This window comes from Streptomyces sp. NBC_01546 (genome assembly GCF_045208355.1).
Classification (GTDB): Bacteria; Actinomycetota; Actinomycetes; order Streptomycetales; family Streptomycetaceae; genus Streptomyces.
Genome location: NZ_CP109379.1, coordinates 2,432,385 through 2,445,483, shown reverse-complemented (window position 1 = coordinate 2,445,483; position 13,099 = coordinate 2,432,385). Strand labels below are relative to the sequence as shown.

General features: G+C 72.1%; 8 protein-coding genes and 1 riboswitch. Of the genes, 5 read left to right on the top strand and 3 right to left on the bottom strand.

Going from position 1 to position 13,099, the window contains the following annotated elements; genetic code table 11:
- Positions 1 to 13: 13 nt before the first annotated feature.
- On the bottom strand, positions 14 to 2,071 hold the full coding sequence (locus OHA89_RS10855; RefSeq protein ID WP_406366018.1) for a restriction endonuclease: 2,058 nt from the start codon (positions 2,069 to 2,071) through the stop codon (positions 14 to 16).
- A gap of 106 nt (positions 2,072 to 2,177) precedes the next feature.
- A complete protein-coding gene (locus OHA89_RS10850) occupies positions 2,178 to 4,634 on the bottom strand; it encodes a DNA topoisomerase (ATP-hydrolyzing) subunit A (protein WP_406366016.1) in 2,457 nt (818 codons plus the stop codon).
- Positions 4,635 to 4,822: 188 nt separating this feature from the next.
- Between OHA89_RS10850 and OHA89_RS10845 the strand changes: the two genes are divergently transcribed.
- The 4 genes from OHA89_RS10845 to OHA89_RS10830 all read left to right on the top strand — a co-directional run bounded on the left by OHA89_RS10845 (position 4,823) and on the right by OHA89_RS10830 (position 9,622).
- Positions 4,823 to 6,175, top strand: coding sequence for a pitrilysin family protein (locus OHA89_RS10845; RefSeq protein ID WP_266614556.1), 1,353 nt, complete (start codon positions 4,823 to 4,825; stop codon positions 6,173 to 6,175).
- 20 nt (positions 6,176 to 6,195) lie between these two features.
- The gene (locus OHA89_RS10840) at positions 6,196 to 7,563 is read left to right on the top strand and encodes a pitrilysin family protein (protein WP_266615347.1); all 1,368 of its coding nucleotides are present in this window, start codon (positions 6,196 to 6,198) and stop codon (positions 7,561 to 7,563) included.
- Positions 7,564 to 7,781: 218 nt separating this feature from the next.
- A riboswitch (cyclic di-AMP (ydaO/yuaA leader) is annotated at positions 7,782 to 7,941 on the top strand.
- A 12-nt stretch (positions 7,942 to 7,953) separates the two neighbouring features.
- Positions 7,954 to 8,754 (top strand): M23 family metallopeptidase, encoded by an 801-nt coding sequence (locus tag OHA89_RS10835; protein ID WP_215148663.1) that lies wholly within the window; start codon positions 7,954 to 7,956, stop codon positions 8,752 to 8,754.
- Positions 8,755 to 8,944: 190 nt separating this feature from the next.
- Complete coding sequence (locus OHA89_RS10830; protein ID WP_215148665.1) at positions 8,945 to 9,622, top strand: GntR family transcriptional regulator; 678 nt, start codon at positions 8,945 to 8,947, stop codon at positions 9,620 to 9,622.
- A gap of 191 nt (positions 9,623 to 9,813) precedes the next feature.
- Here the strand turns inward: OHA89_RS10830 and OHA89_RS10825 are convergent, their stop codons facing one another.
- Complete coding sequence (locus tag OHA89_RS10825) at positions 9,814 to 10,095, bottom strand: HPr family phosphocarrier protein (RefSeq protein ID WP_069922293.1); 282 nt, start codon at positions 10,093 to 10,095, stop codon at positions 9,814 to 9,816.
- A 184-nt stretch (positions 10,096 to 10,279) separates the two neighbouring features.
- On the opposite strand from OHA89_RS10825, the gene OHA89_RS10820 reads away from it, so the two are divergent.
- Positions 10,280 to 13,063 (top strand): bifunctional GNAT family N-acetyltransferase/acetate--CoA ligase family protein, encoded by a 2,784-nt coding sequence (locus OHA89_RS10820; RefSeq protein ID WP_266614553.1) that lies wholly within the window; start codon positions 10,280 to 10,282, stop codon positions 13,061 to 13,063.
- The last annotated feature ends 36 nt before the right edge of the window (positions 13,064 to 13,099 follow it).

Sequence of the window (13,099 nt, the reverse complement as noted above, 5' to 3'; positions counted from 1 at the left end):
GGGCGGACAGGACCTAGGCGACCTCGACGCCGTACTCGCGCAGCAGGTCCTCCAGGCCGCCCCGGTAGCCCTTGCCGCCGATCACGAAGTCCCAGTCGCCGTTCGCCCGGCGCCGGAAGGACCCGAGTACGAGGGCGGTCTCGCCGGCCCGGCCGTCGGACACCTCCAGCTGCCCCGCCTCCGCGCCCGCCGCGTCGAGGAGCCGGATCCGGGCGTCCGTGAAACCGGCCAGGTCCGCGTGCGGATCGGCCTCCGGGTCGATCGCGGCCACCAGGACCAGCCGGTCGGCCTCGCCGGGCAGGGCCTCGAAGGTGACCTCGAGCGCGGCCTTGTCGGGCGCGGTGTGCGCGCGGGTGCGCACCGAACCGTCGGGCGTCCGCGGGTTGTTGAAGAAGACGAAGTGCTCCTCGCTCAGCACTCGGTTGCCGGTGCACACCAGCGCGCACACGTCGAGCGCGACCGCGCCCGACCAGGACATGCCGAGCACGTTGTGGTCCGCGGAAGGGGCAGCGGGCTCGGACGTCCGCTGAGCCGGGATGTCCGACGGGGCGCCGCCCAGACGGCCCCGCAGTCCGTACTGGTGCAGGAGCTCAACGAGCTTGTCGCCGGGAACCAACTCCAGCGGCTTGCCGTTGGCAAAGGTGTACGACCCCGGCCCGAAGGACGCGGTGGTGACCAGCACCCCCTTGTTCGCCCCCTTGTCCTGGACCGTGCCGTACAGATCCCGTACCGCCGTGGGCGGCACGGTGTTCCGGTAGCGCTTGACCTGCACCACGATCCGCCCGCCCCGGATCGGGGCCGGGTCCAGCGCCTCGACGTCCACACCGCCGTCGCCCGACCGCTGTGTGGTCACCGCCTCCATGCCCATCGCCCGGAAGAGCTCCGCCACCAGGTTCTCGAAGGCGATCGGGTCCATCGCGAACAGATCCGGCTCGGCCTCGCCGTCACCCGTCTGCCCGCCGTGGCTGACGACCCCGCCGCCGACCTCGTCGGGCCTGCGCCCGGGGCGTACGGCGGTCAGCTGGTCCGGCCGTGCCGACAGCTGCCCGCGCAACCCCTCCACCAGGCAGTCCACCGCGCTGACCTGCTCCAGCCGCAGCCCCTCGAAGGCTGACCGGGCCGCCGACAGCGTGGCGAGCACCAGCTGTGCTTCCAGGCCCGTCACCGGATCGTGGGCGTCCACGAAGCCGTTGACCACCACCGAGTCCAGCACGCCGAACTCGTCCGCCGCGTACAGCTCGCGCACCACCAGCAGTACGCACTGCGCCAGCAGGTCCCGGTACAGCGCCCGCCGCTGCGTGGCCGGGCGGGCCGTCTCCTTGTCCTGGCCCGTACTCGGCACGTACCGCACCGACTTGGCCTCCGGTACCACCGCGTACCCCGGCAGCTCCCAGTCCAGCACCAGCTGGCGCGCCCCCGGGTCGTACGCGGCCGCCACCTGCCTCGGCAGCGCCTCGGGCCAGGCCGTGGAGGCGTACAGGGCGGCCGAGAAGTACTCCACCACCGACTCCGCGTCGCCCGCGCGCAGCGCCACGGCCAGTTCGGCGAGCCCGCTGTTGTGCGCCCGCACGCCGGCGAGCTGCTCCGCCGCCCACCGGTCGTACTGCTGCCGGTACGCCGCCAGCTGCTGCTGTCGCTGCGCCTCCGCGGCATGCGCGGCCTGCCAGGCCTGCGTGTAGCGGGCGTGTGCCTCGCGCTCGGCCTGCGCCCGCCGGTTCGAGCCGAGCGTCCAGCCCGCGCTCTGCTGCTGGAACTGGTGCAGCTGCGGCATCGGCACGGGGTGCGCCAGCGTGCCCGGATTGAAGGGTTCGAGCCGCTCGGACCGGACCAGCCCGGCCGTCCGGAACGCCGGTGCCCGGCACCCCGCGGCCAGCAGGCCCTGCAGGGCGGCGACTTCCGCCTCGATCTGTTCCGTACGCCGCCGGGCCTCGGCCTCGCGGTACTGCCGGTCGGCGGTCTGCTGCTCGCGCCGCCGGCGCTCCGCCTGGCGCTGCTGGATCAATTGCGTCTGCTGCATCCGGCGCTGGGCCTCCGCCCAGTCCCCGATCACTCCGCCCGAGCGACGACTCATCAGCTCTGTTCTCCCCGCCCCACCCGCCAGTGCCAAGAGGGAGAACACTAGTGGCCATTCGGGTGGTACGTCCCCCGGACGTACCACCCGAATGACCTCGTACCTCCTACAGCGCGCCCCCGGCCAGCGCCGCCACGGACGCGGGCAGCGCGGCCCCCGAGCCGTCGCGGCGCGGGTCCACGGCCGGCAGTTCGGCCGGTGTGCCGTTCGCCGTCGCCGCCCGGACCGGCGCGTTGCCCACCCAGGCCAGCACCAGCACGTCCTCGGCCTTCAGGAACCGCTGGCAGCGCACACCACCGGTGGCGCGGCCCTTGCGCGGGTACTGGTCGAAGGGGGTCAGCTTCCCGGACAGCACCGAGTCGTCCAGCGTCCCGTGCGAGCCCGCCACCGTGAACACCATCGCGTCCCGGGCCGGGTCGACGGCCGAGAAGTGGATCACCTTGGAGTTCTCGGCGAGCTTGATGCCCGCCATACCGCCCGCCGGACGGCCCTGCGGGCGCACCTGCGAGGCCGGGTAGCGCAGCAGCTGGGCGTCGTCGGTGAGGAAGACCAGGTCCTCCTCACCCGTGCGCAGCTCGACCGCGCCGACGATCCGGTCGCCCTCCTTGAGGGTGATGACCTCCAGCTCGTCCTTGTTGGCCGGGTAGTCCGGCACGACGCGCTTGACCACGCCCTGCTCGGTGCCCAGCGCCAGGCCCTGCGAGGACTCGTCCAGCGAGGTCAGGCAGATCACCTTCTCGTCCGCCTCCAGCCCGGAGAGGAACTCCGAGACCGGGGCGCCGCCCGCCAGGTTCGGCGCGGCGTGGGTGTCCGGCAGCTGCGGCAGGTCGATCACCGACAGCCGCAGCAGCCGCCCGTACGAGGTGACCGCGCCGACCTCGGCCCGGGCGGTCGCCGCGACCTGCGAGACGATCAGGTCGTGCTTGGCGCGGGCGCCGCCCTCCTCCTCGGGAAGGGCATCGCCGTTCGCGGTACGCGCCAGCAGGCCGGTCGAGGACAGCAGCACGCGGCAGGGGTCGTCCGCGACCTCCAGCGGAACCGCCGCCACCGCCGTGCCGGCCGACTCCAGCAGGACCGTGCGGCGCTCGTTGCCGAACTTCTTGGCGACCGCCGCCAGTTCCGTGGAGACCAGCTTGCGCAGCTCGGTGTCGGACTCCAGGATGCCGGTCAGCTCGTCGATCTCGCCGGTCAGCCGGTCGCGCTCGGACTCCAGCTCGATCCGGTCGAACCGGGTGAGGCGGCGCAGCGGGGTGTCCAGGATGTACTGGGTCTGGATCTCGCTGAGCGAGAACCGCTCCATCAGCCGGGCCTTGGCCTGCGCGGAGTTGTCGCTGTCCCGGATGAGCCGGATGACCTCGTCGATGTCGATGAGCGCCACCAGCAGGCCCTCGACCAGGTGCAGCCGGTCGCGGCGCTTGGTGCGGCGGAACTCGCTGCGCCGCCGGACGACCTCGAAGCGGTGGTCGAGGTAGACCTCCAGCAGCTCCTTGAGGCCGAGCGTGAGCGGCTGCCCGTCCACCAGCGCCACGTTGTTGATGCCGAAGGACTCCTCCATCGGCGTCAGCTTGTAGAGCTGCTCGAGCACGGCCTCGGGGTGGAAGCCGTTCTTGATCTCGATGACCAGGCGCAGGCCGTGCGAGCGGTCGGTGAGGTCCTTGACGTCCGCGATGCCCTGGAGCTTCTTCGAGCCGACCAGGTCCTTGATCTTCGCGATGACCTTCTCGGGGCCGACCGTGAAGGGCAGTTCCGTGACGACCAGGCCCTTGCGGCGCGCCGTCACGTTCTCCACCGCCACCGTCGCGCGGATCTTGAAGGTGCCGCGGCCGTTCTCGTACGCGTCCTTGATCCCCGAGAGCCCGACGATCCGGCCGCCCGTGGGCAGGTCCGGACCCGGGACGAAGCGCATCAGCGCCTCCAGGTCCGCGTGCGGGTAGCGGATCAGGTGGCGGGCGGCCGCGATGACCTCGCCGAGGTTGTGCGGGGGCATGTTGGTGGCCATGCCGACCGCGATCCCGGACGCGCCGTTGACCAGCAGGTTCGGATACGCGGCGGGAAGCGCGACCGGCTCCCGCTCCTGGCCGTCGTAGTTGGCGGTGAAGTCGACGGTGTCCTCGTCGATCGACTCCGTCATCAGTGACGTGGCGTCGGCCATCTTGCACTCGGTGTAACGCATCGCGGCCGGCGGGTCGTCGTTGCCGAGCGAACCGAAGTTGCCGTGGCCGTCGACCAGCGGCAGCCGCATCGAGAAGGGCTGGGCCATGCGCACGAGGGCGTCGTAGATCGACGCGTCACCGTGCGGGTGGAGCTTGCCCATCACCTCGCCGACAACGCGGGCGCACTTCACATAGCCGCGGTCGGGTCGCAGACCCATCTCGTTCATCTGGTACACGATGCGGCGGTGCACCGGCTTCATGCCGTCCCGGGCATCGGGCAGGGCACGGGAGTAGATCACCGAGTACGCGTACTCGAGGAAGGAGCCCTGCATTTCGTCGACGACGTCGATGTCGAGGATCTTCTCCTCGAAATCCTCCGGCGGCGGGGTCTTCGTGCTGCGGCGGGCCATCGCTGCGCGGCTCCTTAACCAAGAATGAGTGTGCTGGGGGTCTGACGCGGACCATTGTGGCCCGAGGCACCGACAGCGCCGACTCCGACCCAGTGTGACCCGGGAACTTATCCGGCTGCCGACGCGCTTGCATACAGTGGCAGGTCTGACGGAAATCTCTGCATCGCGATCGAAGGGATCACATGCCCATGGGTCACACGGCCACAGCCCAGGCCGGCTCCGGCGGCCTGACAGCGACCGAGCACCGGCTGGCCAACGGCCTGCGCGTGGTGCTGTCCGAGGACCACCTGACCCCGGTCGCCGCGGTCTGTCTCTGGTACGACGTCGGCTCGCGCCACGAAGTCAAGGGCCGTACCGGCCTGGCTCACCTCTTCGAGCACCTGATGTTCCAGGGCTCGGCGAGCGTACCGGGCAACGGGCACTTCGAGCTGGTCCAGGGCGCCGGAGGTTCCCTCAACGGCACCACCAGCTTCGAGCGCACCAACTACTTCGAGACGATGCCCACCCACCAGCTGGAGCTCGCGCTGTGGCTGGAGGCGGACCGGATGGGTTCGCTGCTGGCCGCCCTGGACGACGAGTCCATGGAGAACCAGCGTGACGTCGTCAAGAACGAGCGCCGCCAGCGGTACGACAACGTCCCGTACGGCACGGCTTTCGAGAAGCTGACCGCCCTCGCCTACCCCGAGGGCCACCCGTACCACCACACGCCGATCGGCTCCATGGCCGATCTGGACGCCGCCTCCCTGGAGGACGCGCGCACCTTCTTCCGTACGTACTACGCGCCCAACAACGCGGTGCTGTCGATCGTCGGCGACATCGACCCGGAGCGCACGCTCGCGTGGGTCGAGAAGTACTTCGGCAGCATCCCCTCGCACGACGGCAAGCAGCCGCCCCGTGACGGTTCGCTGCCCGAGGTCATCGGCCGGGAGCTGCGCGAGGAGATCGTCGAGGAGGTTCCGGCGCGTGCGCTGATGGCCGCCTACCGGCTCCCGCACGACGGCACCCGCGAGTGCGACGCCGCCGACGTGGCGCTGACCGTCCTGGGCGGCGGCGAGTCCTCGCGGCTCCACAACCGCCTGGTACGCCGGGACCAGACGGCCGTCGCGGCCGGGTTCGGCATCCTGCGCCTGGCCGGGGCGCCCTCGCTGGGCTGGCTGGACGTCAAGACCTCCGGCGGGGTCGAGGTCCCCGACATCGAGGCGGCCGTGGACGAGGAGCTCGCGCGGTTCGCCGCCGAGGGCCCGACGGCCGAGGAGATGGAGCGCGCGCAGGCGCAGCTGGAGCGGGAGTGGCTGGACCGGCTGAGCACGGTCGCGGGCCGGGCCGACGAACTGTGCCGGTTCGCGGTGCTCTTCGGCGACCCGCAGCTGGCGCTGACCGCCGTGCAGCGGGTCCTCGACGTGACCGCCGAGGAGGTGCAGGCCGTGGCCGCGGCCCGGCTGCGCCCGGACAACCGCGCGGTGCTGGTCTACGAGCCGATCGCGGCCGACGAGTCGGACGAGTCCGCCGAGAACGACGAGAACGAGGGGGCGGAGCAGTGAGCGACACCGCAGCCGTCACGATGACCTTCCACCCGCAGCCGCAGGCCGGCGAGCCGCAGCCGTGGGCCTTCCCGGCCCCCGACCGCTCGGTCCTCTCCAACGGCCTGACCCTGCTGCGCTGCCACCGCCCGGGCCAGCAGGTGATCGCGGTCGAGGTCAACCTCGCCGCCCCGCTGGACGCCGAGCCCGAGGGCTTGGACGGCGTGGCGACCATCATGTCCCGTGCCCTGTCCGAGGGCACCGACAAGCACTCCGCCGAGGAGTTCGCGGCCGAGCTGGAGCGCTGCGGCGCCACCCTCGACGCGCACGCCGACCACCCGGGCCTGCGGGTCTCCCTGGAGGTCCCGGCCTCGCGGCTGCCCAAGGCGCTGGGCCTGCTCGCCGAGGCCCTGCGCGCGCCGGCCTTCGCCGACGCCGAGGTCGACCGGCTGGTGCGCAACCGGCTCGACGAGATCCCGCACGAGCTGGCCAACCCGCAGCGCCGCGCGGCCAAGCAGCTCTCCAAGGAGCTCTTTCCGGCCACCCTGCGCATGTCCCGGCCGCGCCAGGGCACCGAGGAGACGGTCGCCCGTATCGACTCCGCGGCCGTACGCGCCTTCTACGAGGCCCACGTACGCCCCGCCACCGCCACCGCGGTGATCGTCGGCGACATGACCGGCATCGACCTGGACGCGGTCCTCGCAGACACCCTGGGCGCGTGGACGGGCGGCACCGCCGAGCCCCTCCCGGTGCCGCCGGTGACCGCCGACGACACCGGCCGCGTGGTCATCGTGGACCGGCCCGGCGCGGTCCAGACGCAGCTGCTGATCGGCCGGATCGGAGCGGACCGGCACGACCGGGTCTGGGCGGCCCAGGTGCTCGGCACGTACTGCCTGGGCGGCACCCTGACCTCCCGCCTGGACAAGGTGCTGCGCGAGGAGAAGGGGTACACGTACGGCGTGCGCGCCTTCGGCCAGGTGCTGCGCTCCACCGCCGACGGCAGGGGCGCCTCGATGCTCGCCATCAGCGGCTCGGTGGACACCCCGAACACCGCCCCGGCCCTCGAGGACCTCTGGAAGGTGCTGCGCACCCTCGCGGAGGGCGGCCTGACCGACACCGAACGGGACGTGGCGGTGCAGAACTTGGTGGGCGTGGCCCCGCTCAAGTTCGAGACGGCGGCCTCGGTCGCGGGCACCCTCGCCGACCAGGTCGAGCAGGAGCTGCCGGACGACTACCAGGCGCAGTTGTACGCGCGGCTCGCCGAAACCGGGACGGTGGAGGCGACTTCGGCGGTCGTGAAGGCCTTCCCCGCGGACCGGCTGGTCACCGTGCTGGTGGGCGACGCGGCGCAGATCGAGGCGCCGGTGCGGGCCTTGGGGATCGGCGACGTGAGCGTCGTCACCAACTGACGGCAACCGAACGGCAGCCGACGGCCAACCGGCCGACACGGCAAGGGGCTCTGGCGGGCTTGTCCGCCAGAGCCCCTTTTTGTCCGTTTAGTGGAGAGGTTGCTTTTATGTGATGTGGCGTACGCAACAAAAAGGCGTGTCTGTTTGGCGATTGACTGATGATCCGCCTAGCGTCACCCGTGCTGTCCGTCAGTTGTACCCGCCGCATCCGCGGCACCGGGCAGCGATCGCCGAGTCCCCGTCAGGCGCGAGCCTGGGGAGCCGGGGACCCACATCAGTCCCTGGGGTGAATCGGACCGCCTCGCAAGAGGAGGCCCGTAGGAGACCTTCCTGCTCCGAACCCGTCAGCTAACCCGGTAGGCGAGAAGGAAGGAAAGGATCAGCCCCTTCATGGCGTTTGGCAGTCGTCCCGCCGGCTCCGGCAAGCACCGCGGTTCCAGCCGTCTGAGCCGCAAGACCGCCGGCTACGCCGGTATCGCCGCCCTCGCCACCACTGGTGTCGTCGGCTCCCTCGCCGCCCCGGCCTTCGCCGCGGACAACGGCAACACCCACTCCGCCCCGGACAACGCGCTCGGCGCGGTCGTCGCCGAGGACCTCGCGGGTGACATCGAGGACCAGGCCGCCTCCCAGCAGCGTGCCGCCGAGCACGCCGCCGCCAAGGCGCAGGCCGAGGCCGACGCGAAGCAGCGGGCCTCCGAGGCCAAGCGCCTCGCCGAGGCCAAGGCGAAGGCCGAGCGCGAGGCCGCCGAGCGCGCCGCCCGCGAGGAGGAGCGCAAGCGCCTCAACACCTTCGTCTCGCCGCTCGACAGCTCGTACGTCAGCACGCAGTACAAGGCGGGCGGCGGCATGTGGTCCTCCGGCAGCCACACCGGCATCGACTTCCACGCCGCCTCCGGCACCACCGTCCACGCGGTGGGCGTCGGCGTCGTGGTCGAGGCCGGCTGGGGCGGCGCGTACGGCAACAACGTCGTGATCAAGCACAACGACGGTACGTACACCCAGTACGGGCACATGTCCTCGCTGAGCGTCTCCGTCGGCCAGCAGGTCACCCCCGGCCAGCAGATCGGCCTCTCGGGCTCCACGGGCAACTCCAGCGGCCCGCACCTGCACTTCGAGGCCCGCACCGGTGCCGACTACGGCTCGGACATCGACCCGATCTCGTACCTGCGCTCGCACGGTGTCAGCGTCTGACCCGCACTCCACAGCTTCACCGAAGGCCCCGGCTCCCCGAGCCGGGGCCTTCGCGCTGCTGTGCCGGATACATGTTTGTCATTTCCGGCCGCTCTCGGAAATTATCGTGTGTTGCAATAGAGTCGCAGCACGCGCATGCGTGTCCAATGGGCGTGGCAGTCGAAAATCGGAAATAGGCGGAGGTCCGGTCTTGCGTATTCCTGCGCACGCGGTATGCACAGCGATCCGCGACGACATCGTTTCCGGGGTCTTCGAACCGGGCGGCAGGCTGACCGAGGAGGTGCTGGCCCGCCGGTACGGAGTCTCGCGTGTCCCGGTGCGCGAGGCGCTGCGGACCCTGGAGTCCGAGGGGTTCGTGACCACGCGGCGCCACGCGGGTGCCTGTGTGGCCGAGCCGACCGAGCAGGAGGCCGTAGACCTCCTCGAGCTGCGGATGCTGCTGGAGCCCCTGGCGGCCGCCAAGGCGGCCCGGCGGCGCACCGAGGCCCACCTCAAGGTGTTGAGAGGGCTGGTCAGACTGGGCCAGGAGCGGGCCAGGCGGGGCCAGGGCGAGGATCTGCGCTCCCTGGGCGGCTGGTTCCACGAGACGCTCGCGCAGGCCTCCGGGAGCCCGGGCCTGATCGCGCTGCTCACGCAGATGCGGCACAAGGTGGCGTGGATGTACGTGGTGGAGGCGCCGGCCCGGCCGGTGGAGTCCTGGGCGGAGCACGGGGCGATCGTGGACGCGGTGGCGCGCGGGGACGCGGAGCGGGCGCGGACACTGGCGGCCGTCCACGCCGACCGGGCGGCGGGCGCGCACCGGCTGCGGATACGGGCGGCCGTGAGAACTTCGCAACCTGCCGTAAACATGTCGAGCGGCCGTCATTAACAGGGCCCGTATACAAAGGATCGGTATTCGTGCGCCGCTGCCGGAATTCCGGGTGGCGTGAATTCGGCGTGCCGAATTCCTGCGGAGTCGAATTCCCCTGGGTGAACACTCCCCTGCGTGGACATTCCCCTGCGTGAACACGAAAGCCGCGGCCCCGGACGGCAGGGGTCGCGGCTTTCGCGTGTGAAGGGTCAGACGGTCTCGGGGAGCTCCTCGAGACCCTCGGCGACCAGCTTCGCGAGGCGGTCCAGCGCCGCCTCGGCGCCGTCGGCGTCGGACGCGAGGACGATCTCCTCGCCGCCCTGGGCGCCCAGGCCCAGAACCGCCAGCATGGAAGCGGCGTTGACGGGGTCGCCGCCGGCCTTCGCGATGGTCACCGGGACGCCGGAAGCGGTCGTCGCACGGACGAAGATCGAGGCGGGACGAGCGTGCAGGCCCTCGGCCCAGCCGACGTTGACGCGGCGCTCTGCCATGGTGATGCCCTTCAGGTTCTTACGGTTGTCTAGACCAGTCTCTCACGACGCCCTGAATGCTCCGACCGACCTTCGGCCCGAATCTTCCGCCGTTCGACCTTCCCCAGCTTGCACCGTTTTGCCCTGGTGTGCCTCACGCGCCGCGCGAGCGCTGTCAGGCGGTTTCCGGCCGTAAGGTAGGCCCATGACCACCGAGTCGGACCCCTCGTACCCGGCCCACTGGGAGGCGGACGTCGTCCTGCGCGACGGCGGCACCGCCCGGATCAGGCCCATCACCCCCGCCGACGCGGGCCGACTGGTCAGTTTCTACGAGCAGGTCTCCGACGAGTCGAAGTACTACCGCTTCTTCGCCCCGTACCCCCGGCTCTCCGACCGCGACGTGCACCGGTTCACGCACCACGACTACGTGGACCGGGTCGGCCTCGCGGCGACCATCGGCGGGGAGTTCATCGGCACCGTCCGCTACGACCGCATCGGCGCCGACGGCCGGCCCGCCTCGGGACCCTCCGACGAGGCCGAGGTCGCCTTCCTGGTCCAGGACGCCCACCAGGGCCGCGGGGTGGCCTCCGCCCTCCTCGAACACATCGGCGCGGTGGCCCGGGAGCGGGGCATCCGCCGGTTCGCCGCCGAGGTGCTGCCCGCCAACACCAAGATGATCAAAGTGTTCAGGGACGTCGGCTACGAGCAGAAGCGCAGCTTCGAGGACGGCTCCGTCCACCTCACCCTCGACCTCGAACCCACCGCCGAGTCCCTCGCCGTGCAGCGCGCCCGTGAACAGCGCGCCGAGGCCCGCTCGGTGCAGCGGCTGCTCGCCCCCGGTTCGGTCGCGGTGATCGGAGTCAGCCGCTCCGGCGCGGGCGTGGGCGCCGCCGCGCTGCGCAACCTGCGCGACAGCGGCTTCCACGGCCACCTCTACGCCGTCAACGAGGAGGTCACGCACGATCTGCTCGACGGCGTACGGGCCTACCGCACGGTCGACGCCATCGGCGCCCCCGTCGACCTCGCGGTGATCGCCGTCCCGGCCGACCGGGTCCCCGAGGCCGTGGCGGCCTGCGGTGAACACGGCGTCCAGGGGCTCGTGGTGCTGTCCGCCGGATACGGGGAGAGCGGCCCGGCCGGACTCGCCCGCCAGCGCGAACTCGTGAAGCAGGTGCGCTCGTACGGGATGCGCCTGATCGGGCCCAACGCCTTCGGGGTGATCAACACCGCGCCGGAGGTGGAACTCAACGCCTCGCTGACCCCCGCGCCGATGCCGATGCGCGGCCGGATCGGCCTGTTCACGCAGTCCGGGGCGATCGGCATCGCCCTGCTCTCCGCCCTGCTGCGCCGCGGCGAGGGGCTGTCCTCCTTCGTCTCCGCCGGCAACCGCGCCGACGTCTCCGGCAACGACATCCTCCAGTACTGGTACGACGACGAGGCGACCGACGTCGCCCTGCTCTACCTGGAAACCCTGGGCAACCCGCGGAAGTTCACCCGCCTCGCCCGCCGGACGGCAGCCGTCAAGCCGGTGGTCGTCGCCAAGGGCGGCCGCCACACCCCCGCCGGGCACGTGGTCCCGGGCACCCGGCTGCCGGACGCCACCGTCTCCGCCCTGCTGCGGCAGGCCGGCGTGATCCGCGTCGACACGGTGACGGAGCTGGTGGACGTCGGGCTGCTGCTGGCCTCGCAGCCGCTGCCCGCCGGCCCGCGCGTCGCGATCCTGGGCAACTCCGAGTCCCTCGGGGTCCTCACCTACGACGCCTGCCTGGCCCAGGGCCTGCGGCCGCTGCCGCCGATCGACCTGACCACCGCGGCCGCGCCCGAGGACTTCCGCACGGCCCTGGCCGCGGCGCTGGCCTCCGACGACTGCGATGCGGTGGTGGTCACGGCCATCCCCTGGGTGAGCGAGCACGCGCTGGCCGACGACCTGGCCGAGTCCCTGCGCGAGGCCGTGGCCGAGGTGCCGGGCAAGCCCGTGGCGGTGGTGCACGTGGAGCTCGGCGAACTGGTCGAGGCGCTGTCCGCCGCGGGCGCCCCTTCGCCCGCCCCGCCCGCTCCCGTCCCGGGCTCCGACCTGCCCCGGCCCGGTCTCGCGGGCGAGGGGCACGGCGCCGAGCCGGACCGGATCCCCGGCTACCCCGCCGCCGAGCGGGCCGTCAAGGCCCTCGCCGAGGCCGTGCGGTACGGACAGTGGCGGCGGGGCAACGCCGAGGTCGGGCACGTTCCCGAGTACGAGGACATCGACGAGCCCGGCGCCGCCGCCCAGCTGGCCGGGCTGCTGGCCGACGTCGACGGCGGGGCCGTGCTGACCCTGGCCGAGTGGGACGCCCGCGAGCTGCTCGCGCGGTACGGGATCCACGTGCTGCCCGCCCTGCCCGCGCCCAGCCCCGACGCGGCGGTCCGCGCCGCCGGGATCCTGGGCTACCCGGTCGCCCTGAAGACCACCGCCCCGCACCTGCGCCACCGCGCGGACCTCGGCGGCGTACGCCTCGACCTCAGGAACGAGGCCGAGCTGAGGCGCTCGTACGAGGACCTCACCGGGCTGCTCGGGAAGCCGTCGGAGCTCCAGCCGGTGGTCCAGACGATGGTGCCGCGCGGGGTCGACACCGTGGTCCGCTCCGTCATCGACGCGGCCGCCGGCGCCGTCCTCTCCTTCGGGCTCGCCGGAGTCGCCTCCGAGCTGCTCGGGGACATCGCCCACCGCCTGGTCCCGGCCACCGACCGGGACGCCGCCGGGCTGATCCGGTCCATCCGGACCGCACCCCTTCTCTTCGGCTGGCGCGGCAGCGACCCCGTCGACACCCCCGCGCTGGAGGAGCTGCTCCTGCGGCTGTCCCGGCTCGTGGACGACCACCCCGAGGTGATCGGGGTCTCGCTGGAGCCCGTGGTCGTGGCCACCGAGGGACTCTCCGTGCTGAGCGCCACCGTCCGCGTCGCGCATCCGCCCGCCCGTGGCGATCTCGGCCCGCGGACCCTCCCCAGTTACTGAGCGGGTCCGGCGCGGCCGGGACGCCCCGTAGGGGCC

Bases quoted from the DNA above. Each gene is read 5' to 3' on its own strand.
- OHA89_RS10820 (WP_266614553.1), top strand. From the start codon at position 10,280: ATGACCACCGAGTCGGACCCCTCGTACCCGGCCCACTGGGAGGCGGAC.
- OHA89_RS10825 (WP_069922293.1), bottom strand. From the start codon at position 10,095: ATGGCAGAGCGCCGCGTCAACGTCGGCTGGGCCGAGGGCCTGCACGCT.
- OHA89_RS10845 (WP_266614556.1), top strand. From the start codon at position 4,823: ATGGGTCACACGGCCACAGCCCAGGCCGGCTCCGGCGGCCTGACAGCG.
- OHA89_RS10855 (WP_406366018.1), bottom strand. From the start codon at position 2,071: ATGAGTCGTCGCTCGGGCGGAGTGATCGGGGACTGGGCGGAGGCCCAG.
- OHA89_RS10835 (WP_215148663.1), top strand. From the start codon at position 7,954: ATGGCGTTTGGCAGTCGTCCCGCCGGCTCCGGCAAGCACCGCGGTTCC.
- OHA89_RS10850 (WP_406366016.1), bottom strand. From the start codon at position 4,634: ATGGCCCGCCGCAGCACGAAGACCCCGCCGCCGGAGGATTTCGAGGAG.
- OHA89_RS10840 (WP_266615347.1), top strand. From the start codon at position 6,196: ATGACCTTCCACCCGCAGCCGCAGGCCGGCGAGCCGCAGCCGTGGGCC.